General features: G+C 50.5%; 19 protein-coding genes. 16 read left to right on the top strand and 3 right to left on the bottom strand.

The window, feature by feature from the left end:
* The first annotated feature begins 224 nt into the window (after positions 1-224).
* Positions 225-785: a GNAT family N-acetyltransferase gene (locus tag SC206_RS04810; RefSeq protein WP_332734719.1), complete on the top strand. Its 561-nt coding sequence runs from the start codon at positions 225-227 to the stop codon at positions 783-785.
* 73 nt (positions 786-858) lie between these two features.
* Positions 859-1,962, top strand: coding sequence for an ABC transporter substrate-binding protein (locus SC206_RS04805; RefSeq protein ID WP_442976031.1), 1,104 nt, complete (start codon positions 859-861; stop codon positions 1,960-1,962).
* A gap of 131 nt (positions 1,963-2,093) precedes the next feature.
* On the opposite strand, the gene SC206_RS04800 is transcribed toward SC206_RS04805, so the two are convergent.
* Positions 2,094-2,480 carry a YebF family protein gene (locus tag SC206_RS04800; protein ID WP_332734715.1) on the bottom strand — a complete coding sequence of 129 codons (387 nt, stop codon included), beginning with the start codon at positions 2,478-2,480 and terminating at the stop codon, positions 2,094-2,096.
* A gap of 932 nt (positions 2,481-3,412) precedes the next feature.
* Positions 3,413-3,676: a GrxA family glutaredoxin gene (locus SC206_RS04795; RefSeq protein WP_332734713.1), complete on the bottom strand. Its 264-nt coding sequence runs from the start codon at positions 3,674-3,676 to the stop codon at positions 3,413-3,415.
* A gap of 342 nt (positions 3,677-4,018) precedes the next feature.
* Here SC206_RS04795 and nfsA point away from each other — a divergent pair, with 342 nt between their 5' ends.
* The 9 genes from nfsA (at position 4,019) to rlmC (ending at position 13,132) form a co-directional block, all read left to right on the top strand.
* Positions 4,019-4,741, top strand: a complete 723-nt coding sequence (gene nfsA / locus SC206_RS04790) for an oxygen-insensitive NADPH nitroreductase (protein ID WP_332734711.1) — start codon at positions 4,019-4,021, stop codon at positions 4,739-4,741.
* An 18-nt stretch (positions 4,742-4,759) separates the two neighbouring features.
* On the top strand, positions 4,760-5,662 hold the full coding sequence (rimK, locus tag SC206_RS04785) for a 30S ribosomal protein S6--L-glutamate ligase (protein WP_332734709.1): 903 nt from the start codon (positions 4,760-4,762) through the stop codon (positions 5,660-5,662).
* 284 nt (positions 5,663-5,946) lie between these two features.
* On the top strand, positions 5,947-6,429 hold the full coding sequence (locus SC206_RS04780) for a YbjN domain-containing protein (RefSeq protein ID WP_332734707.1): 483 nt from the start codon (positions 5,947-5,949) through the stop codon (positions 6,427-6,429).
* Between the two features lie 647 nt (positions 6,430-7,076).
* Complete coding sequence (potF, locus tag SC206_RS04775; protein ID WP_332734705.1) at positions 7,077-8,186, top strand: spermidine/putrescine ABC transporter substrate-binding protein PotF; 1,110 nt, start codon at positions 7,077-7,079, stop codon at positions 8,184-8,186.
* Between the two features lie 255 nt (positions 8,187-8,441).
* The gene (gene potG / locus SC206_RS04770; RefSeq protein WP_332734703.1) at positions 8,442-9,590 is read left to right on the top strand and encodes a putrescine ABC transporter ATP-binding subunit PotG; all 1,149 of its coding nucleotides are present in this window, start codon (positions 8,442-8,444) and stop codon (positions 9,588-9,590) included.
* Between the two features lie 16 nt (positions 9,591-9,606).
* Positions 9,607-10,557: a putrescine ABC transporter permease PotH gene (gene potH, locus SC206_RS04765; RefSeq protein ID WP_332734701.1), complete on the top strand. Its 951-nt coding sequence runs from the start codon at positions 9,607-9,609 to the stop codon at positions 10,555-10,557.
* Positions 10,557-11,402 (top strand): putrescine ABC transporter permease PotI, encoded by an 846-nt coding sequence (gene potI, locus SC206_RS04760; RefSeq protein ID WP_332734699.1) that lies wholly within the window; start codon positions 10,557-10,559, stop codon positions 11,400-11,402. Before potH ends, potI begins: the two co-directional genes overlap by 1 nt.
* Before the next feature lie 61 nt (positions 11,403-11,463).
* The gene (locus SC206_RS04755; protein WP_332734697.1) at positions 11,464-11,913 is read left to right on the top strand and encodes a YbjO family protein; all 450 of its coding nucleotides are present in this window, start codon (positions 11,464-11,466) and stop codon (positions 11,911-11,913) included.
* 85 nt (positions 11,914-11,998) lie between these two features.
* Positions 11,999-13,132, top strand: coding sequence for a 23S rRNA (uracil(747)-C(5))-methyltransferase RlmC (gene rlmC / locus SC206_RS04750; protein ID WP_332734695.1), 1,134 nt, complete (start codon positions 11,999-12,001; stop codon positions 13,130-13,132).
* 123 nt (positions 13,133-13,255) lie between these two features.
* Here rlmC and SC206_RS04745 read toward each other — a convergent pair whose 3' ends face one another.
* Positions 13,256-13,432 (bottom strand): GhoT/OrtT family toxin, encoded by a 177-nt coding sequence (locus tag SC206_RS04745; RefSeq protein ID WP_332734693.1) that lies wholly within the window; start codon positions 13,430-13,432, stop codon positions 13,256-13,258.
* Between the two features lie 345 nt (positions 13,433-13,777).
* Between SC206_RS04745 and fliZ the strand changes: the two genes are divergently transcribed.
* The 5 genes from fliZ to tcyN all read left to right on the top strand — a co-directional run bounded on the left by fliZ (position 13,778) and on the right by tcyN (position 18,081).
* Positions 13,778-14,302, top strand: a complete 525-nt coding sequence (gene fliZ, locus SC206_RS04740) for a flagella biosynthesis regulatory protein FliZ (protein WP_332734691.1) — start codon at positions 13,778-13,780, stop codon at positions 14,300-14,302.
* 272 nt (positions 14,303-14,574) lie between these two features.
* Positions 14,575-15,558 carry a D-cysteine desulfhydrase gene (locus SC206_RS04735; protein ID WP_332734787.1) on the top strand — a complete coding sequence of 328 codons (984 nt, stop codon included), beginning with the start codon at positions 14,575-14,577 and terminating at the stop codon, positions 15,556-15,558.
* Positions 15,559-15,847: 289 nt separating this feature from the next.
* Complete coding sequence (gene tcyJ, locus SC206_RS04730) at positions 15,848-16,651, top strand: cystine ABC transporter substrate-binding protein (protein WP_332734690.1); 804 nt, start codon at positions 15,848-15,850, stop codon at positions 16,649-16,651.
* Positions 16,652-16,663: 12 nt separating this feature from the next.
* Entirely contained in the window at positions 16,664-17,332 is a 669-nt protein-coding gene (tcyL, locus tag SC206_RS04725; protein ID WP_332734688.1) for a cystine ABC transporter permease, read from the top strand.
* Complete coding sequence (gene tcyN, locus SC206_RS04720; RefSeq protein ID WP_332734686.1) at positions 17,329-18,081, top strand: L-cystine ABC transporter ATP-binding protein TcyN; 753 nt, start codon at positions 17,329-17,331, stop codon at positions 18,079-18,081. Before tcyL ends, tcyN begins: the two co-directional genes overlap by 4 nt.
* Positions 18,082-18,771 lie beyond the last annotated feature (690 nt).

Here is an 18,771-nt window from a genome sequence, read left to right as displayed (position 1 = left end):
GCAGCGTAAAGCAGAAATTTTTCTGGTCTTAGCCTGCTATCAATCATAAGGGGGAAGAATAATGCAAAGCAAAGAGGAGTTTCACATCACATAATCAGATTTTCTTATAGTTGCGAGGATTGCTGGAAGTGCAGTAATTAGCGCTAAATGCGTGTTGAAAAATCCAGCGCACTGATTTAGGTTAAATCGCACAACCATTTGGTTTTTTTCGCCGAGAAACTTCTATGTTAGCAGTGCGTTATACCGATGAAGAGATTGAACTTGCCGACGCCAGCGAGGCGGATATGACGCAGGTGCAGGCAATCTATGCCGAACACGTGATTCACGGTTGTTCGAGTTTCGAAACAGAGCCGCCGTCGCTCGACGAGATGCTGCTGCGCCGTCGCAATGTGTTGAGCAAAGGACTGCCTTATCTGGTCGCACGTCGGCAAGGAAAAGTAGTAGGCTACTGTTATCTATCGCCTTATCGTCCACGCTACGCCTATCGTTTTACCGTCGAAGGATCCGTTTATCTAGCAGAAGGAGAGCAGGGCAAAGGGCTGGGTAAAAGATTGATGGCTGAAGCTATCGACAGGGCCGAGCGCGGCGGCTGGCGGCAAATGATGGTAATTATCGGCAATAGCGAAAACATCGCCTCGTTACGTTTGCATCAATCATTGGGCTTCACTGTTATCGGGCAATTAACCGGCGTCGGTTTTAAACATGGTCGCTGGCTTAACACTATTCTCATGCAACGAACCTTAGGCGAGGGCGACAGCACGCCCCCCATCGATTGCACTAAGTAACGATAATCAATATCATCCGAGGCTTTACAATAAGTCTTGAGGCTTTATGCGTTTATACAGATGGGCAATGTGGATGGCGATAGCCATGAGTGGCGCGGCGATGATCTCTCCTGTCGAGGCCAAAACGGTGGTCGATATTTACCAGCGCAAGGTCGAAATCCCCGATCATCCACAGCGTATTTTGTTAGGTGAAAGCCGCATGCTCTATACGCTGGCGCTCATTGACAGCGGCGACCCGACCGAGCACGTAGTCGGTTGGCCCGGCGATTTACCGCATTATGATCCGCAAAACTGGCCGCTGTATGTCAAAGCTTATCCGCACGCGGCCAGCATTCCTCAGCTCGGCAATAACAGTTTTAATCAGATGAGCGCGGAGAAAATTCTCGCGTTGAAACCTGATTTAGTGATCCTCCCGCGTTACGCAAAACAATCCACCGATCAAGGCACGATTGAAACGCAGCTTACGCGCGCCGGTATCCCATTTATTTATGTCGATTTGCGTGTCGATCAGCTGCATAACACGGTGCCAAGCCTGCGTCTGCTGGGAGAAGTGTTTAACACCCAGCAAAAAGCCGAGAAATTTATCGCCTTTTATCAGCAACATATGAATCATATTGCGCAAACGCTGGCGACCTATCAGGGGAAAAAGCCGACGGTAATGTTGCAACTGCATCTGGGCCGTCGTGAAAGTTGTTGCACGACTGTAGCGCACGGCAATTTGGCGGACCTGCTTGAATTTGCCGGGGGCGACAACATTGCCGCCAAGGCATTTAAGAGCGTTTATGGAGAAATGAACCCTGAATCAGTCATCATCGCTAACCCTGACGTCTATATTACTACCGGCATGTCAGGGCCTGAAAAACCTGACGATCTCCAGCTTGGTCCTTTAGTGAGCGCACAGCAGGCGCAGTCCAGCTTTGTAAAAATAATGGCACAACAGCCTGTTTTATCTAGTCTTAGCGCCGTACAAAACGGCAGGGCGCACAGCGTGTGGCACACCTTTTACCTCAGCCCGTTTCATTTGATTGATGTTGAAGTGTTTGCCAAAGCGTTTTATCCGCAGCTATTTGCCTCGCTGGATCCGCAGCAAACCCTCAACGAGATGTACCAGCAATTTATGCCGATGCCATTGACTGGAACTTATTGGAGCCAACTGCCCGCCAAGGCCCTTAAATAAAGGCAAAGAGATAACGTTAAACGATGAAAAGCACTACGCCGTCGAGCGACGGCGTAGTGAAAGACGATGTGAGCTATCGACGATGAATCATTGATTCTGAACTATCACTATCAACTATCAACCTTCGAGCATTACTGATCGATAGTATCGTATTTAATATATTTATTGGTGCAGTTGAGGTGGGCAGCATATTTCAGCGTACCGGCGGGGCCGCGTGCGGTAAACGGCACTTCATAGGTCCCTTTATTATCTTTCACGTTATCTGAGATAAACGACAGGCTTGGAACTTGGGTCCCGAGGTTATCTTTATCGTTACCCCAATTTGGCAATTTGTTCTGCATAAAATCGCGGGTGACAAGGTCCATCGCGTTTTGCGCGGTGACATCGGCACAGGCTTCTGGGGTGGTGCGTTGCATCCAGGTCGGGTAGATATAGGTCATGCCGAGAGTGAGGACGACCATCGCGAACACCACACAAACCATGCTACCCAAAACGATTTTACCTGTCTTTCCTATCACGGGAACTCCTGATTTTCCAAAAATTTCCTAATTATAAGGGAAATGGGGTTTAACGAAACCTTTTACGTTTTAGATTTTAGAAATCTAAAGGCAAATTTTTAGGTCAACTTCAAGTTCAACTTCAACTTCAAGTTCAACTGCATGCGCTTCGCTTACTGCGCGGCGGCGCAGACCGCCCAAAGAGGCGCAGTCGCTCGCCCCTTTGGAATCCCAAGCTTTTTTTCCACAGCTGCAACTTGAGGACTAAAACGGGAGATCTTTCCAGAAACCTCCGTGTGTGGCGTAGGTCGCGGCGCTCCGCGCTTCCGTCACTTCGCTCGAAAGCCAAAAACGTCTTTCTCAACTCCGTTCCGCGCCGCCCTGATCCCGCCAATCACAACATTTAAAGCAAGGGCAGATACTCTTAGGCGGTCAAGGTCCGGTCCTTCAACCTAAAATTTATCGTTTGAGGGATCGGCTTTTGACCGCCTAAGAGTTATCGGTTTTTCTTTTGAGGCTGTAATTGGCGGGATCGGGGCGGCGCTGAGTGGAGTGATTTGAGACGTGTTTGGCTCAAATCCGTAATGAAGGAACGGCGAAGCCGCGCGACCTACGCCACACGCTGCGGCAACTGGAAAGATCTACGAATGTAGTCCTCAAGTTACAGCTGTGGAAAAAAAGCGCGGGATTCTTAAGGGTGTTCGCTTAGGAACATCCTTGAGGCGGTCTGCGCCGCCGCGCAGTAAGCGAAGCGCATGCTTTTGAATTTAAAAAACCGTTAATGCTCGGTCAAGCTTCAGCAACGCGCAGTAAGCGAAGCGCATGCAGTTGAAGTTAAACTTGAACTTAAACTTAAAAAAGAAATTTTGAAATAAAAAAAGCGAATTTGAATTTAAAATCCAAATCCGCCTTTAAAAAAATTGCCCTTAGATTCTAAATCTAAGATTCAATTCTTATTGATAAAGTGCCAAGTTCTCTTTGGCATATGCCTCGAAATCCGTGCATCCACCGATGTGTTTCTGGTCGATGAAAATCTGTGGCACAGTTTCAACCGGCTTACCGACAGTCTTCTCAAGGTCAGCTTTGCTGATACCTTCCGCATGGATATCAACATAACGGAAGTTGAAATCATCACGTTCTTCAGTCAGTTTCTCAGCCAACTCTTTTGCACGAACACAATATGGACACGCAGGACGCCCGAAAATTACTGCAAACATGGAGACTCCTTAGATTTTTTGATACCTGAAAGCCAGGATTTTGTAAATTTGAGATAAGTATCGCAGAATTTTTATATTTAGCGCATAGCTCTCAATGCTTGGGGGTACTATGCCTGCTCGAAAGATGAAAAAAAAGTAGGATTTACCTGTCGCTTTGATGTGCTGTGCCTATCTGCACGAAAAAAGCACGCTTCGATTAACTGTTAACCCGCTCACAGAATGAAAGGACGTTAACAGGGGGTCAATTAGTGCGGCCGCGCTTGCAATGGCGGCAACGAACAGGAATTATTGCCTGCTTTCGGACTTTCCACTTTGTCCAAATTTAATCCAAGGAACCTTATTATGACGCCAACGATTGACCTTCTTCGCGCCCACAGCTCGGTGCGCTCTTTTACCGGCCAACCTGTTTCCGACGAACAGCGCGAAGCGATTATCGGCGCGGCACAGGCTGCGTCTACCTCAAGTTTCCTGCAATGTTCCTCTATTATTCGTATCACCGATGAAAACCTGCGTAAAACGCTGGTGGAATATACCGGTGGGCAACAGTGGGTTGAGAGCGCCGCCGAGTTTTGGGTGTTTTGTGCCGATTTCAATCGCAATCAGCAAATCAATCCCGAAGCTGAGCTGGGCCTCGCCGAACAGCTGCTGCTGGGCTGTGTAGATACCGCGTTAATGGCGCAAAATGCCATGGCCGCTGCCGAATCATTAGGGCTGGGTGGCGTGTTTATCGGCGGAATTCGTAACCGCGTAGAAGATGTGGTCGCGCTGCTGAATCTGCCTAAATTCGTCATGCCGCTGTTTGGTTTCTGTATCGGCCATCCAGAGCACGTAAACGAATTTAAACCGCGCATGCCGCAAACCATGCTGGTGCATGAAAATGCCTATCAGCCGCTGGATAAAGAGCAGTTGGCAGAATACGACGCCGAGCTTGAAGCCTATTATGCAAGCCGCGATAGCAACGCCCGCCGCGATAATTTCAGTGATTTGATTGTGCGCACGCTGAAAAAAGAGCAGCGTCCCTTTATGCTGGCTGCATTGCATAAACAAGGCTGGATTACCCGCTGACAGACGACGGAGTGTCTGATGAAAATTGCCATACTGTCGCGCGACGGAACTCTTTATTCGTGCAAGCGTTTAAAAGAAGCAGGGGAGTCTCGAGGACATCAAATCGATATCATCGACCCGCTTTCCTGTTATATGAATATCAACTGTTCGGCGTCGAGCGTGCATTATCGCGGGCGACAGTTAGACAAGTATGAGGCAGTCATTCCGCGTATCGGCTCCGCCATTACCTTTTATGGTACCGCCGTGCTGCGCCAGTTTGAAATGTTGGGCAGCTTTCCGTTAAACGAATCGGTAGCGATTACCCGAGCCAAAGACAAGCTGCGATCAATGCAGCTGCTTGGCCGTGCCGGAATTGACCTGCCGATCACCGGTTTTGCTCACTCTCCCGACGATACCGCCGATCTCATTGCTCTGGTCGGCGGTGCGCCGCTGGTAGTGAAGCTGGTCGAAGGCACGCAGGGGCTCGGCGTGGTACTGGCCGAAACGCGTCAGGCGGCAGAAAGTGTTATCGATGCCTTTCGCTGCCTGAACGCCAATATTTTGGTGCAGGAATATATCCGCGAAGCCAACGGCAGTGACATTCGCTGTCTGGTGGTCGGTAAAAAAGTGGTGGCTGCCATCGAGCGGCAGGCTAAGCCGGGCGAATTTCGCTCCAATCTGCATCGTGGCGGCACGGCAAGTAAAGTCACTATTACTGCCCAAGAGAAAGAGATGGCAATTCGCGCGGCGCAAACGCTGGGCCTTGATGTCGCGGGCGTTGATATTTTACGCGCGGCACGTGGCCCACTGGTGATGGAAGTCAACGCCTCGCCGGGTCTTGAGGGCGTAGAAACCACCACCGGTCTTGATATTGCGGGCATGATGATTGATTACATTGAACATCGCGCCAAGCCTGGCTTTAAACTCAAATCCGGTGGCTAGCACTTATGTCAGGCATTACCTGTAAATGAACAGCCGACATCAAAGCATTGAAGCGATCAATAAATCGCCAAATGCCGAATTTTGTGGCTGAAGCACCTATATTTTAAGCGAATAGAGACTAATCTCGGCATTGATCGTGGCGCTTATAGGGAAATTTCCGTAAGCTGTGGCTCTTGAACATTCGCTTAAAATGTCCGATTACGGCTGCGGCGCGTAACCCCATTTTCAAGTTCCGAAATTTTTCGATTTGTCATCGAGCTTTCCGACACACTGAGGCTGCTTATATGGATTCACTCACCGTCCCTGATTTGGCGTTACTTCGACGCTGGCTCGATCAGTTGGGCATCTCATTTTTCGAGTGTGATTCCTGTCAGGCTCTTCATCTGCCACACATGCAGAATTTCGACGGCGTTTTTGATGCCAAAATCGACCTGGTTGACGGCGTTATCCTGTTCTCGGCGCTGGCAGAAGTTAAACCAACGGCGCTTATCCCGTTGGTTGCCGATCTCAGCCAAATTAATGCCAGCTCATTAACGGTTAAAGCCTTCGTCGATATTCAAGACGACAATCTGCCAAAACTGATTGTGTGTCAGTCGATTAGCGTGGTCGTAGGTATCACGCCAGAACAGTTTGCTCACTTCCTGCAACAGGGCGAAGAGCAAATGTCGATGATTATTCTTGAAGCGCATGCCAACGAACTGCTGTTCCTCGGCGATGAAGAAGAAGGCGCGCCGGTAGTTAACCTAAATGTTCCGTTGCTGCATTAATCACACTAATCACATTAATCACACAAAGCGTTATCTCAAGCTGGCTTAAATCATAACGCACTAAGCTTTCACTGGTTAATTTCATAACAGCCAGCCCAAGAATTTCCTACCAAGAATCTTTCATATAGCGCAGTCATTCCGATGGCTGCGCTGTCTTTTTTATGTTTATCCATATTTTATGCTGGATATATCCTAATGTTACGGGCTATTTCTCTTTATATATAATGAAATGGCGCAGGGTATAGACAAAACTGCATAAAAATTCGATTAATGACCTCTTTTCATCTAGGCCTATGGTGTGATCTGTCTCACAGCGTTATGCTGCTGATTCCTCAGGACGAGGAGGATACCTCGAAAAACCAAGCGTTTAATCGATAAGTGGTGTCTTAAAATGCCGGTATGTCTCTTTAAAGGCAAAGAGGGCAATGGACATAGAAGGCGACGGGCGTAGATGCCAGACTAGGCAACAAAATGTTCCGTTTAGTAAAGTTTTGACTAATCTAGTAAGTAACCGAGCGTAGGGCTGTTTTACTCCCCACGTTGGCTCAGTTGCCAAGATCTACCCCGCTTGCTTCACGTTGTAAGTTTGCATAATAGTTCACACTGTAGGCTCACCTTATTGGTTCACCCTGTTGGAGGTATAACGGATGTTTACCCTGCGTAAAAAATGGTTGTCCGGCGTAATTGCCGGTGTGGCGATGGCGGCTTCCGTCGCTGCGTCTGCAGAAGACAAAACGCTGCACATCTATAACTGGTCCGATTATATCGCGCCTGACACTGTCGCCAATTTCCAAAAGGAAACGGGCATTAAAGTGGTTTACGACGTGTTTGACTCCAACGAGGTGTTGGAAGGCAAGCTGATGGCGGGCAGCACCGGTTTCGATCTGGTGGTTCCTTCGGCCAGCTTCCTTGAACGACAGGTTGCGGCGGGCGTGTTCAAACCGCTCGACAAGAGCAAACTGCCAAATTACAAAAATCTAGACCCTGAGCTGCTGAAAATGGTGGCCCAGCACGATCCTGACAATAAATATGCGATTCCTTATCTGTGGGCGACCACGGGCATTGGCTACAACGTTGATAAAGTAAAAGCCGCGTTGGGTAAAGACGCGCCGGTCAATAGCTGGGATCTGGTATTAAATCCTGACAACCTCGCCAAGCTGAAAGGCTGCGGCGTGTCGTTCCTCGACGCACCGGCTGAAATTTATGCCACCGTGTTGAACTATCTGCATCTTGATCCGAACAGCACCAAGGCGTCGGATTACACCACCACGGCAACCGATCTGCTGCTGAAGCTGCGTCCGAGCATTCGTTATTTCCATTCATCCCAGTACATTAACGACTTGGCGAACGGCGATATCTGCGTGGCCGTAGGTTGGGCGGGTGACGTGGTTCAGGCGTCAAATCGTGCAAAAGAGGCTAAAAATGGCGTCAATATTGCCTACAGCATTCCAAAAGAGGGCGCACTGGCGTTCTTCGACGTCTTCGCGATGCCAGCCGATGCGAAAAATACTGACGAAGCGTATCAGTTCCTTAACTATCTGATGAAACCGGAAGTGATGGCGGGCATTAGTAATGCCGTTTATTACGCCAACGGCAACGCGGCCTCGACTCCGCTGGTGAAACCAGAAATCCGCAATAATCCAAGCATTTATCCACCGGCTGACGTGCGCGCCAAGCTCTTCACCCTGAAAGTTCAGGATCCGAAGATTGACCGCGTAATCACCCGTTCGTGGACCAAAGTGAAAAGCGGCAAGTAAGCAGCACGCATCCAACACGCTGTTTGCGCCTCCAGCGGCTCCGTAAAGTTTCGGGGCCGCTGTGCTTTTCGCCTTTCACGCTGATTCCATTCGTTAATAGGTAATCAATCCGGCGAATTTTGGCTGGACTGTTATGCTCTAAACTAGATGAACAGTCCTTGAACGGCGCATGAACGGTTCATGAACAATCCATGAACAACAAACAAAAACAGCGATTAACTCGTTTATCACCTGCTTTTACGGAGAACTCCCTGAGTGAATGACGCAATTCCACGCCCTCAGCCGCAGAATAAAGGTGAAAAAGCCCTGAAAGCTTTGACGCCTCTGCTGGAAATTCGCAACTTGTCCAAATCGTTCGACGGCCAGCCCGCGGTCGATGACGTTAATCTCACCATCTATAAAGGCGAAATTTTTGCGCTGCTGGGTGCGTCGGGCTGTGGTAAATCGACCCTGCTGCGCATGCTGGCCGGTTTTGAGTCGCCGACTCACGGGCAGATTGTGCTCGACGGACAGGATCTCTCGCAGGTGCCGCCTTATCAGCGTCCGATCAACATGATGTTTCAGTCTTACGCGCTGTTCCCGCACATGACCGTTGAGCAAAACATCGCCTTTGGCCTCAAGCAGGACAAAATGCCTTCTGCCGATATCAAGGCGCGGGTGGCCGAAATGTTGACGCTGGTTCACATGCAGGATTTCGCCAAACGTAAGCCGCACCAGCTTTCGGGCGGTCAGCGTCAGCGTGTGGCGCTGGCTCGCAGCCTCGCCAAGCGACCAAAATTGTTGCTGCTCGACGAACCGATGGGCGCGCTGGATAAAAAACTCCGCGATCGCATGCAGCTTGAGGTAGTGGATATTCTCGAGCGCGTCGGCGCAACCTGCGTGATGGTCACCCACGATCAAGAAGAGGCGATGACCATGGCGGGACGTATTGCCATCATGAATCGCGGCAAGTTTGTGCAGATTGGCGAACCCGAAGAGATTTACGAGCATCCGAACAGCAAATACAGCGCCGAATTTATTGGCTCGGTAAATGTTTTTGAAGGCCTGCTCGAGTCGCGGCAGGAAGAAGGGTTAGTGATCCGCAGTCCGGGCCTGGTTCATCCACTTAAAGTAGCGGCTGACTCCACGGTTATTGACGGCGTACCGGCGTTTGTTGCACTGCGTCCAGAAAAAATCATGCTGTGCGAAGACGTGCCCGCCGATGGCTGTAATTTCGCCGTGGGAGAGGTGGTAAACATTGCTTATCTGGGCGATTTGTCGATTTATCACGTCAGGCTGCATAGCGGCCAGATGATCACTGCCCAGCTGCAAAACGGCCACCGTTTCCGCAAGGGTATGCCAACGTGGGGCGATGAAGTGCGCCTGTGTTGGGAAGCCGACAGCTGCGTCGTGTTAACCGTTTAGGGCGAGGTAAACAACTATGACTATGGTCTCTCCGGTCCCTGAGGCGCAACCTCCGGGTAAAGGCCGCGCTTTTATCAACAGAATTCGGCAGGCGCACGGCCGCAAGTTGGTGATCCTGCTGCCGCTGGTGTGGTTCCTGCTGCTGTTCGCGCTGCCATTTTTAATCGTGCTTAAAATCAGCTTTGCCGATATTGCCCGCGCCATCCCGCCTTATACCGATTTAATGAGCTGGGCCGATGGCGTGCTGGATATCGCGCTAAACTTTGGCAATTACATTCAGCTGACTGATGATCCGCTCTATATCGAGTCTTATCTTCAATCGCTTCAGGTTGCTGCTATCTCGACGCTGCTCTGTCTGGCGATTGGATATCCACTGGCATGGGCGATTGCACACAGTAGGCCAGCCACGCGTAACATCTTGCTGCTGCTGGTTATTTTGCCGTCGTGGACCTCGTTTTTGATCCGCGTTTATGCCTGGATGGCTATCCTGAAAGACAACGGCGTGCTGAATAATTTCTTGATGTGGCTCGGCGTTATCGATCAGCCGCTGGTTATTTTACATACTAATCTGGCGGTGTATATCGGCATCGTTTACTCCTATTTGCCGTTTATGGTGCTGCCGATTTACACCGCGTTGACCCGAATGGACTATTCGCTGGTGGAAGCGTCGCTGGATTTAGGCGCAAAACCGTTTAAAACGTTTGTCAAAGTTATCGTGCCACTGACCAAAGGCGGAATTATTGCTGGTTCAATGCTGGTATTTATTCCGGCGGTGGGTGAATACGTGATCCCTGAGCTGCTCGGCGGACCAGACAGCATCATGATTGGCCGTATCCTATGGCAAGAATTCTTCAACAACCGCGATTGGCCGGTGGCCTCTGCGGTCGCGGTGGTCATGCTGTTGCTGCTGATCCTGCCTATCATCTGGTTCCACAAATACCAGAATAAAGCGCTGGGGGATAAATAATGAATCCGTTACCGGTTGTGCGCTCGCCGTGGCGAATTGTGATTTTGGTGCTGGGTTTCGCCTTCCTTTACGCGCCAATGGTCATACTGGTGATCTACTCGTTTAACAGCTCCAAACTGGTCACCGTGTGGGCGGGTTGGTCAACGCGTTGGTACACCCAGCTATTTCATGACTCGGCGATGATAAGCGCAGTGAGCATGAGCCTGACGATCGCCACGGCCGCGGCCAGCATGGCGGTAGTAATAGGCACGCTGGCCGCCGTGGTAATGGTGCGTTATCAACGCTTTAGAGGCTCGACGGGCTTTGCTTTCATGCTCACCGCGCCGTTAGTCATGCCCGATGTGATTACCGGCCTCGCGCTGTTGCTGCTGTTTGTGGCGATGGGGCACACCTTTGGCTGGCCGAGCGAGCGCGGCATGTTTACCATTTGGCTGGCGCACGTGACGTTTTGTAGCGCCTACGTCTGCGTGGTGGTCTCTGCGCGTCTTCGCGAGCTTGACCGTTCAATAGAAGAGGCGGCGATGGATCTCGGTGCGACGCCGCTTAAGGTCTTCTTTATTATCACTATACCGATGATTGCGCCTGCGCTGGTTTCTGGCTGGCTGCTGGCGTTTACGCTGTCGCTGGATGATTTGGTGATAGCCAGCTTCGTGGCGGGTCCGGGCTCGACCACCTTGCCAATGCTGGTTTTTGCCAGTGTGCGTCTCGGCACCAATCCAGAAATCAACGCCTTGGCAACGCTGATTCTGCTGGTGGTCGGGATTATCGGCATCATTGCCTGGTGGTTTATGCATCGCGCCGAAAAGCAACGCGTGAAAGATATGCAGAAAGCGACGCGCCATTGATTGGCGCGTTAATCAGGCATTAAACACCTAATAATAAGAAACAAGAGGGCAACAAGGACGTATGAAACTGGCATTTATACCGGTTCCCGTAATGGTCGGCGCGTCGGCAATCGTTGCTACGCGCCTGCTCGAATTCGTTTTACTCTTTGATGCCTATGGTTATGTTGGCATCAAAGAGCTGCTTAGCGTTAGCAGCGAGTCATGGTTTAACAGCTTTATCATGCTGGCCGGATTATTGATTTTATTGCTCGAATGCCAGTGCGCCTACGCGATGATGCGCGGGCGTCGCTGGAGTCGCCGGCTGTTTTTCGGCTGTCAGTTATTGACGGTAATCTATCTGTTTTGCGCCTCGGAAGAGTGGATTGGCCCGATGCTGTTTCGTCTCGACATCGACAGCACGCCGCAGTTAATGGCCGAACTGCTGCAAAGAAGATTGCCGGACCTGCTGGTGCTCGGCCTTATCTATTTGCCTGCCGGCAGCCGACGTTTTTTCAATCGTGACGTGCGATAAAAGAGCCTTTGGCCCGCAGCGGTGATACACTTCGCGCCAACTTTTTCATGGTTTGAATACGCTTTAGCGACAACGGTCCTTATTTATGCATTGCGCCCAATATACCGCCGGAACCTGCCGGTCCTGCCAATGGCTGGAAAAACCTTACGCCGTTCAACTTGCCGATAAACAGGAGGATCTTGCTGCTCTGCTGGCCGAATTACCCGTGGGGGAATGGCGCGAGCCGGTGGCGGGGCAAGAGCAGGCGTTTCGCAATAAAGCCAAAATGGTGGTGAGCGGCAGCGTTGAGCGCCCGCTGCTGGGCATGCTGCATCGCGACGGCACGCCGGTAGATCTCTGCGCCTGTCCGCTTTATCCGGCCAGTTTTAGCGACATCTTCAGACATCTTAAAAGCTTTATCGCCCGCGCCGGTTTAACGCCTTATAACGTGGCGCGCAAGCGCGGCGAACTGAAACATATATTGCTGACCCAAAGTGAATATAACGGCGGCCTGATGCTGCGCTTTGTGCTGCGTTCTGAAACCAAGCTGACCCAGCTGCGCGCGGCGTTACCCTGGTTACAGCAGCAGATTCCGGCGTTGCAGGTGATTTCGGCCAATATTCAGCCGGTACACATGGCGATTCTGGAAGGCGAAAGAGAAATTGCGCTAACCTCCCAGCAGGCGCTGGAAGAGCATTTTAATCAGGTGCCGCTGTTTATCCGTCCGCAAAGCTTCTTCCAGACCAACCCACAGGTGGCGGCCGCGCTTTACGCCACGGCGCGCGATTGGGTTGCAGAGCGCGAAATCTCCAGCATGTGGGACCTGTTCTGCGGCGTCGGCGGTTTTGGTTTGCACTGCGCCAAGCCCGACACTCAATTAACGGGGATTGAAATCAGCGCCGAGGCGATTGTCTGCGCCAAAATTTCTGCCGAGCGTTTGGGTTTGAAAAATGTCGAGTTTAAAGCGCTGGATTCTACCGGCTTCGCCACCGGGCATGACAGCGTGCCAGAGCTGGTGTTAGTAAATCCGCCGAGGCGTGGCATTGGCCGCGAACTGTGTGAATATCTCGACAACATGGCGCCCGAGCGTTTGCTTTACTCAAGCTGCAACGCGCAAACGATGGCCAAGGATATTGCACTGCTGAAGAATTACCGCATCGAAAGAGTACAGCTATTTGATATGTTCCCACACACCGCACACTATGAGGTGCTTACCTTGCTGGTAAGAGTGATGCAATAGGTTGAAAATAAAGAAGAAAAAGGTATGAGGCTTCAAGAGTAGCAAGAGAAAAAGAAAATTTGGCTGGCGGCAGGGCTTCTTGAGCGACCGCCAGCGAAAGCTTGAATCGTGATTTTCTAATCGTTAGAACAGTGAAAACATCACCACGACCGGCAAACTCATAGGCCAGGTCAGGCCGATAATGCCAGAGGTCAGCAGGCGGATCCTTACCGTATCGCGACTTACCAGCAGCGTAAACAGCGCAGCAATCCCCAAACCACCCCAGTAAATCGTTTTAATCACTTCCCACCACAGATGCACGGCTACCTCAACATTTAGAAAACCTTAACAAGAGCGGGTATTCTAAGCGGTTAACATTTTGCAATCAATTAGTAAGTGAGTATGTTCACAAATTTACAAAGTAAACAAAATGTTAATGTTAAGTAACTTGTTTTAAAAGAAAATTGTTTTTCCTTAAATGCAGAATGGCGGCAGGAGAACAATCGTAGAATAAGCGTAATCGTTTGCTTTAAGCTCAATCATGACTTGTCGCACCCTAAGGTAGTGGTTTAAGCTGGTTAAAAGATTCTAAATCTTTTACATAAGGCACATAGAGGCCACCCAGATTTATTACTGAGAATTACCACTATTTGTTGGAAGTGAATTATGCCAGCGGGAAATAAAACTCGGCCACTGAGCCGTTATCTAAAAGATTACAAGCATACTCAGACCAACTGCTCCCAGTGTGGAAAAGACTTGGACAGGATGGCGCTCGTTTTTCGCGGACAGGTCATCAATAAAGAGGCCATCGCCAAGATGGATGAGCCTATTGATGAGGCGCTGTGGGAGAATTTGACCCAGGAACTTAGTGCGCTTTGTCGTTTTTGCAGCGAAATTTCATTTAACACCCGTTCACTGTATTTCGATATTGTCGCCTTTAAACAATATCTGTTTAAACAAACCGAAATGAACCACAGTACGGTGCGTGAATACGTTGTTCGACTGCGCAGGCTCGACGAGATCCTGACGGCCAGCAACTATCCTCAAGAACGGACGCAAGGGGAAAGTATTCATCAGCGTATTATGGACGATGTGCCGTTGGCCGCATCGGATAACTATCGGATTGCCCTGCGAAAATACGATCAGTATCTCGCATGGGAGAGACAAATGCCTGTCAGCGCCTTGCAATAGAGGCCGGCAGCGAGCCTCTTGAATCTGTATCTTAAACGACAGATAACCAGCAGGTCTTTTATTAAGGCCTGCTTTTTTTATATCCTTTGAGCTTGCACGGCGCTTTAATCATATAAAGCTCTTTTAAGCATAACGCCGTTACAGATTATCGGCGTATAGATTGTTAATTCACTGATATAATAGACAGATACTGATAATCCTAACGCGTTATTTATTAATCTTTCCGGAGGAATACCGTGCCTTCATCTTTGCCCGCGCCATCGTCACTTTCAATTCTTAAACATCAGCTGGAAAACTTTTCACGCATTGATTTAGTGGGTAATAGCACGCCGCTCGAGCGATTGAATCGCCTATCTGATTTTGTCGGCCGCGATATTTATATTAAACGTGACGACGTCACGCCGCTGGCTTTAGGCGGTAACAAGCTGAGAAAACTCGAGTTTTTAGCAGCGGCGGCCATCGAAGAGGGCGCAGATACGCTAATTACCGCAGGTGCAATTCAATCCAATCACGTGCGCCAAACGGCGGCGGTTGCGGCAAAACTTGGGCTGAAATGTTTAGCTTTATTGGAAAATCCAATCGGCACCGAGGCTGAAAATTACCTGCACAATGGTAATCGCCTGCTGCTGGACCTATTTAATACCGAAGTTGTAATGTGCGACGGGTTATATGATCCGATGGCGCAAATGGCCGAACAGGCAACCTTGCTCGAAGCTCAAGGGTTCCGCCCTTATATAGTCCCGGTCGGCGGCTCGAATGGTCTTGGTGCTTTAGGATACGTGCAGTGCGCCATCGAAATTGCCGAACAAAGCTCCGCCGGATTCGTCGATTTTAGCGCCGTCGTTGTAGCGTCGGGCAGTGCAGGAACGCATGCCGGATTAGCCGTGGCACTGCGTGAATTAATGCCAACCACTCAGTTAATTGGTGTGACGGTGTCACGTATAGCCGAAGAGCAGCGCCCTAAAGTGCAGACTATCGCTACAGAAGTGATGAAGCTGCTCGACTTGCCGGGTGAAATTCCAGAAATCGAACTATGGGATGACTATTTCGCGCCGCGTTATGGCGAACCAAGTCAGGAGGGATTGGCAGCCATCAAATTACTGGCCGAGCTCGAAGCGATGCTCTTGGACCCCGTTTATACCGGCAAAACTATGGCGGGTCTGCTCGACGGTTTGGAACGCCAGCTGATCCCGGGTGACGGCCCCGTGCTGTTTGTCCACACCGGCGGCTCTCCGGCGCTGTTTGCCTATTTATAGTTGTACGTCTTTCTGTAGACGTTAGGGTTTGTAGTCATTAAAGAGTGGGGCTGTGCGCTTTATGGCGTATCGCCTATTGTTGATATAACCTTAATTCAACTCTATTAATGCTAAAATTCCTTCATTAATAGTCCACGTTAACGGTTGATTGGCCGCTAACGTGGCGAGTCAGTAGACAATATTACAGCCTAGTAATCAGCAACAGGTCAGTCGAAAACAAGACGCTCGAGGCTTTAATCTTTCAAGAAGCTATCGAGAGTTTATAAAAACATTCGAATATGAGGTGAGTATGGCTTTTTCACAATTGCGTCGTCGTTTTATTCTGGGTGCTGTAGCAATAAGCCTGTCGGCAGGCATGGTCAGCCATGCTTTTGCCGCGTCGGAAGATGTGCTCAGTAAAATCAAGCAGCGCGGAACGATCATCGTCGGGCTGGAAGGGACTTATCCGCCGTTTAGTTTTCAGGGCGATGACGGCAAACTGACCGGTTTCGAGGTCGAATTTGCCGACGCGCTGGCCCAACACATGGGCGTAAAAGCCAAGCTTTCGCCAACCAAATGGGACGGCATGCTCGCCGCGCTGGAGTCAAAACGTATCGACGTGGCGATCAATCAGGTCACTATCTCTGATGAGCGCAAGAAAAAGTACGATTTCTCAACCCCTTATACCGTTTCCGGTATTCAGGTGCTGACCAATAAAGGCAACGAAGGCCAGTTCTCGACCCCTGATGATTTGAAAGGTAAAAAAGTCGGCGTGGGTCTGGGCAGCAATTACGAGCAGTGGCTGCGCCAAAATGAGCCGGGCGTCGACATCCGTACCTATGATGATGACCCGACAAAATATCAGGATCTGCGCGTAGGTCGTATCAACGCGATTCTGGTTGACCGTCTCGCGGCGCTGGATCTGGTCAAGAAAACCGGCGATACGCTGGCCGTGGCCGGTAAGCCGTTTGCGCGTCAGGAAGCAGGCGTTGCGTTACGTAAAAATAATCCTGAGTTGCTGGCCGCCATTAATCAGGCGATTGCCGAGATGCAGAAAGACGGTTCACTGGCGAAAATATCCGACAAGTGGTTCGGCACAGACGTCTCCAAGTAAGGTCGAAGCCTGATGCAAGAAAGTTTACAACTGGTGCTGGATTCAGCACCATTTTTATTAAAAGGCACCATTTTTACCCTCGAGCTTAGCCTCGGGGGCATGGTGTTTGGCCTGCTGCTCGGATTTTTACTGGCGCTGATGCGGCTTTCACATTTCTGGCCGCTGTCGTGGTTGTCGCGCTTTTATGTGTCGATTTTTCGCGGAACGCCGTTGATTGCCCAGCTGTTTATGATCTACTACGGCCTGCCACAGTTTGGCATCGAGCTGGATCCTATCCCGTCGGCGATGATTGGCCTCTCTCTCAACACGGCGGCTTACACGTCCGAAACCTTACGCGCGGCGATTTCGTCGATCGATAAAGGTCAGTGGGAAGCCGCCGCCAGCATCGGCATGAATTCGTGGCAGACCCTGCGCCGCGTGGTATTGCCACAGGCTGCGCGCACTGCATTGCCGCCGCTCGGCAACAGTTTCATCGGTTTGGTGAAAGATACTTCGCTTGCCGCGACGATTCAGGTTCCCGAGCTGTTCCGACAGGCGCAACTGGTGACCTCGCGCACGCTTGAAGTGTTCACCATGTACCTTGCCGCGTCGGTGATTTACTGGGTGCTGGCGACCGTTTTGTCGTTTTTGCAGAATCGTTTGGAAGATAGAGTTAACCGACAGGATCAGGAGCCATCATGAGTACCATCGACGTGAAAAAGCTGGTCAAGAAATTTCATGGTCAGACGGTGCTGCACGGTATCGATCTGCAGGTTAACGCCGGGGAAGTGGTGGCGATTATTGGGCCGAGCGGTTCCGGAAAAACCACGCTATTGCGCAGCATTAACCTGCTCGAGGTGCCTGAATCGGGCACCATCAAGGTGGGTAATATCGAGATTGATGCCAGCATTGCAATCAGTAAACAGAAGGACAAGGTTCGCCAACTGCGTCAGCAGGTCGGTTTTGTGTTCCAGAACTTCAATCTGTTTCCGCATCGCTCCGTGCTTGAAAACATCATCGAAGGCCCGACGATTGTTAAGGGCGAGCCGCGCGCCAAGGCCGAAGCCAACGCCCGACAGCTGCTTGCCAAGGTTGGACTTTCCGGAAAAGAGAGCGCTTATCCCCGACGTCTTTCCGGCGGACAGCAGCAGCGCGTCGCGATTGCCCGCGCGCTGGCGATGAACCCTGAAGTTATCCTGTTCGACGAACCGACTTCCGCCCTCGACCCCGAGCTGGTGGGTGAGGTATTGAACACTATCAAAGCGTTGGCGTTAGAGCATCGCACGATGGTGATCGTCACCCACGAGATGGGATTTGCCCGTGACGTAGCAGACAGGGCGATCTTTATGGATCAAGGGAAGATCGTCGAGCAAGGCCCTGCGAAGGAGCTGTTTTCGGCGCCTAAAGAAACAAGAACAAAACAATTTTTGGAAAAATTCCTGCAAAATTAGTTTTTCCCACTGGCGTGGGGCTGAGAGCAAAAAGCTTTGGCTTTGGTTTTGGTTTTAGATTTGGAATCTAAAGGCAATTTTCTTAGATTCTAAATCTTTTGATTCAAAGTCTTTTGGGTAAAAGTCTTTAAATTCAACTGCATGCGCTTCGCTTACTGGGCGCTGGCCCAGAGGCAGTGTCTTAAATGGCAATTTTTAAGGTCAATTTCTTAGGTCAATAAGCCCTGAGGAATTTTTCCGGTTTCAAAACTTCAATGGGCATTTAATCCACAGTGCCGGAACCGGGCAAGAGGTGGAAGGCGCCACCTCTTGCATCTCTGCGCCTTTTGTCCTCGTTGAGCAGTGTTGCCGCTCAATGCCAACATCATTCCAGCAACTCTTGCATGGCGCGCGCCGCGCGGCTTCGCCGTCCCTTCACTCCGTTCGAGAGCCAAAATCGTCTCTCTCAACTGCGTTCAGCGCAGTCACTGAGTGCGCCAGATAACCTATGTAAAACAACATACATTTCTATCTTTTGCGCCATTTTTAATTTCAGTCACTATGTTGTTGGAGCAATTGGAGCTTGACCGCCCAAGAGTATCCGCCTTTTCTTTAATAGCTGTGATTGGCGGCCTCAGGGCGGCGCTGAGCGGAGATGAACAAGACGTTTTTGGCTTGTGAACGAAGTGAAGGAAGCGCGAAGCGCCGCGA

The organism is Rouxiella sp. T17 (assembly GCF_036663475.1).
Classification (GTDB): Bacteria; Pseudomonadota; Gammaproteobacteria; order Enterobacterales; family Enterobacteriaceae; genus Rouxiella.
The sequence above is the reverse complement of the archived record's forward strand: the minus strand, read 5'-3'. Positions and strand labels throughout refer to the sequence as shown.

Excerpts from the sequence above, each read along its gene's own strand:
- SC206_RS04810 (WP_332734719.1), top strand. The coding sequence starts at position 225 with ATGTTAGCAGTGCGTTATACCGATGAAGAGATTGAACTTGCCGACGCC.
- SC206_RS04805 (WP_442976031.1), top strand. The coding sequence starts at position 859 with ATGGCGATAGCCATGAGTGGCGCGGCGATGATCTCTCCTGTCGAGGCC.
- SC206_RS04795 (WP_332734713.1), bottom strand. The coding sequence starts at position 3,676 with ATGTTTGCAGTAATTTTCGGGCGTCCTGCGTGTCCATATTGTGTTCGT.
- nfsA (WP_332734711.1), top strand. The coding sequence starts at position 4,019 with ATGACGCCAACGATTGACCTTCTTCGCGCCCACAGCTCGGTGCGCTCT.
- rimK (WP_332734709.1), top strand. The coding sequence starts at position 4,760 with ATGAAAATTGCCATACTGTCGCGCGACGGAACTCTTTATTCGTGCAAG.
- SC206_RS04780 (WP_332734707.1), top strand. The coding sequence starts at position 5,947 with ATGGATTCACTCACCGTCCCTGATTTGGCGTTACTTCGACGCTGGCTC.
- potF (WP_332734705.1), top strand. The coding sequence starts at position 7,077 with ATGTTTACCCTGCGTAAAAAATGGTTGTCCGGCGTAATTGCCGGTGTG.
- potH (WP_332734701.1), top strand. The coding sequence starts at position 9,607 with ATGACTATGGTCTCTCCGGTCCCTGAGGCGCAACCTCCGGGTAAAGGC.
- potI (WP_332734699.1), top strand. The coding sequence starts at position 10,557 with ATGAATCCGTTACCGGTTGTGCGCTCGCCGTGGCGAATTGTGATTTTG.
- SC206_RS04755 (WP_332734697.1), top strand. The coding sequence starts at position 11,464 with ATGAAACTGGCATTTATACCGGTTCCCGTAATGGTCGGCGCGTCGGCA.
- rlmC (WP_332734695.1), top strand. The coding sequence starts at position 11,999 with ATGCATTGCGCCCAATATACCGCCGGAACCTGCCGGTCCTGCCAATGG.
- fliZ (WP_332734691.1), top strand. The coding sequence starts at position 13,778 with ATGCCAGCGGGAAATAAAACTCGGCCACTGAGCCGTTATCTAAAAGAT.
- tcyJ (WP_332734690.1), top strand. The coding sequence starts at position 15,848 with ATGGCTTTTTCACAATTGCGTCGTCGTTTTATTCTGGGTGCTGTAGCA.
- tcyL (WP_332734688.1), top strand. The coding sequence starts at position 16,664 with ATGCAAGAAAGTTTACAACTGGTGCTGGATTCAGCACCATTTTTATTA.
- tcyN (WP_332734686.1), top strand. The coding sequence starts at position 17,329 with ATGAGTACCATCGACGTGAAAAAGCTGGTCAAGAAATTTCATGGTCAG.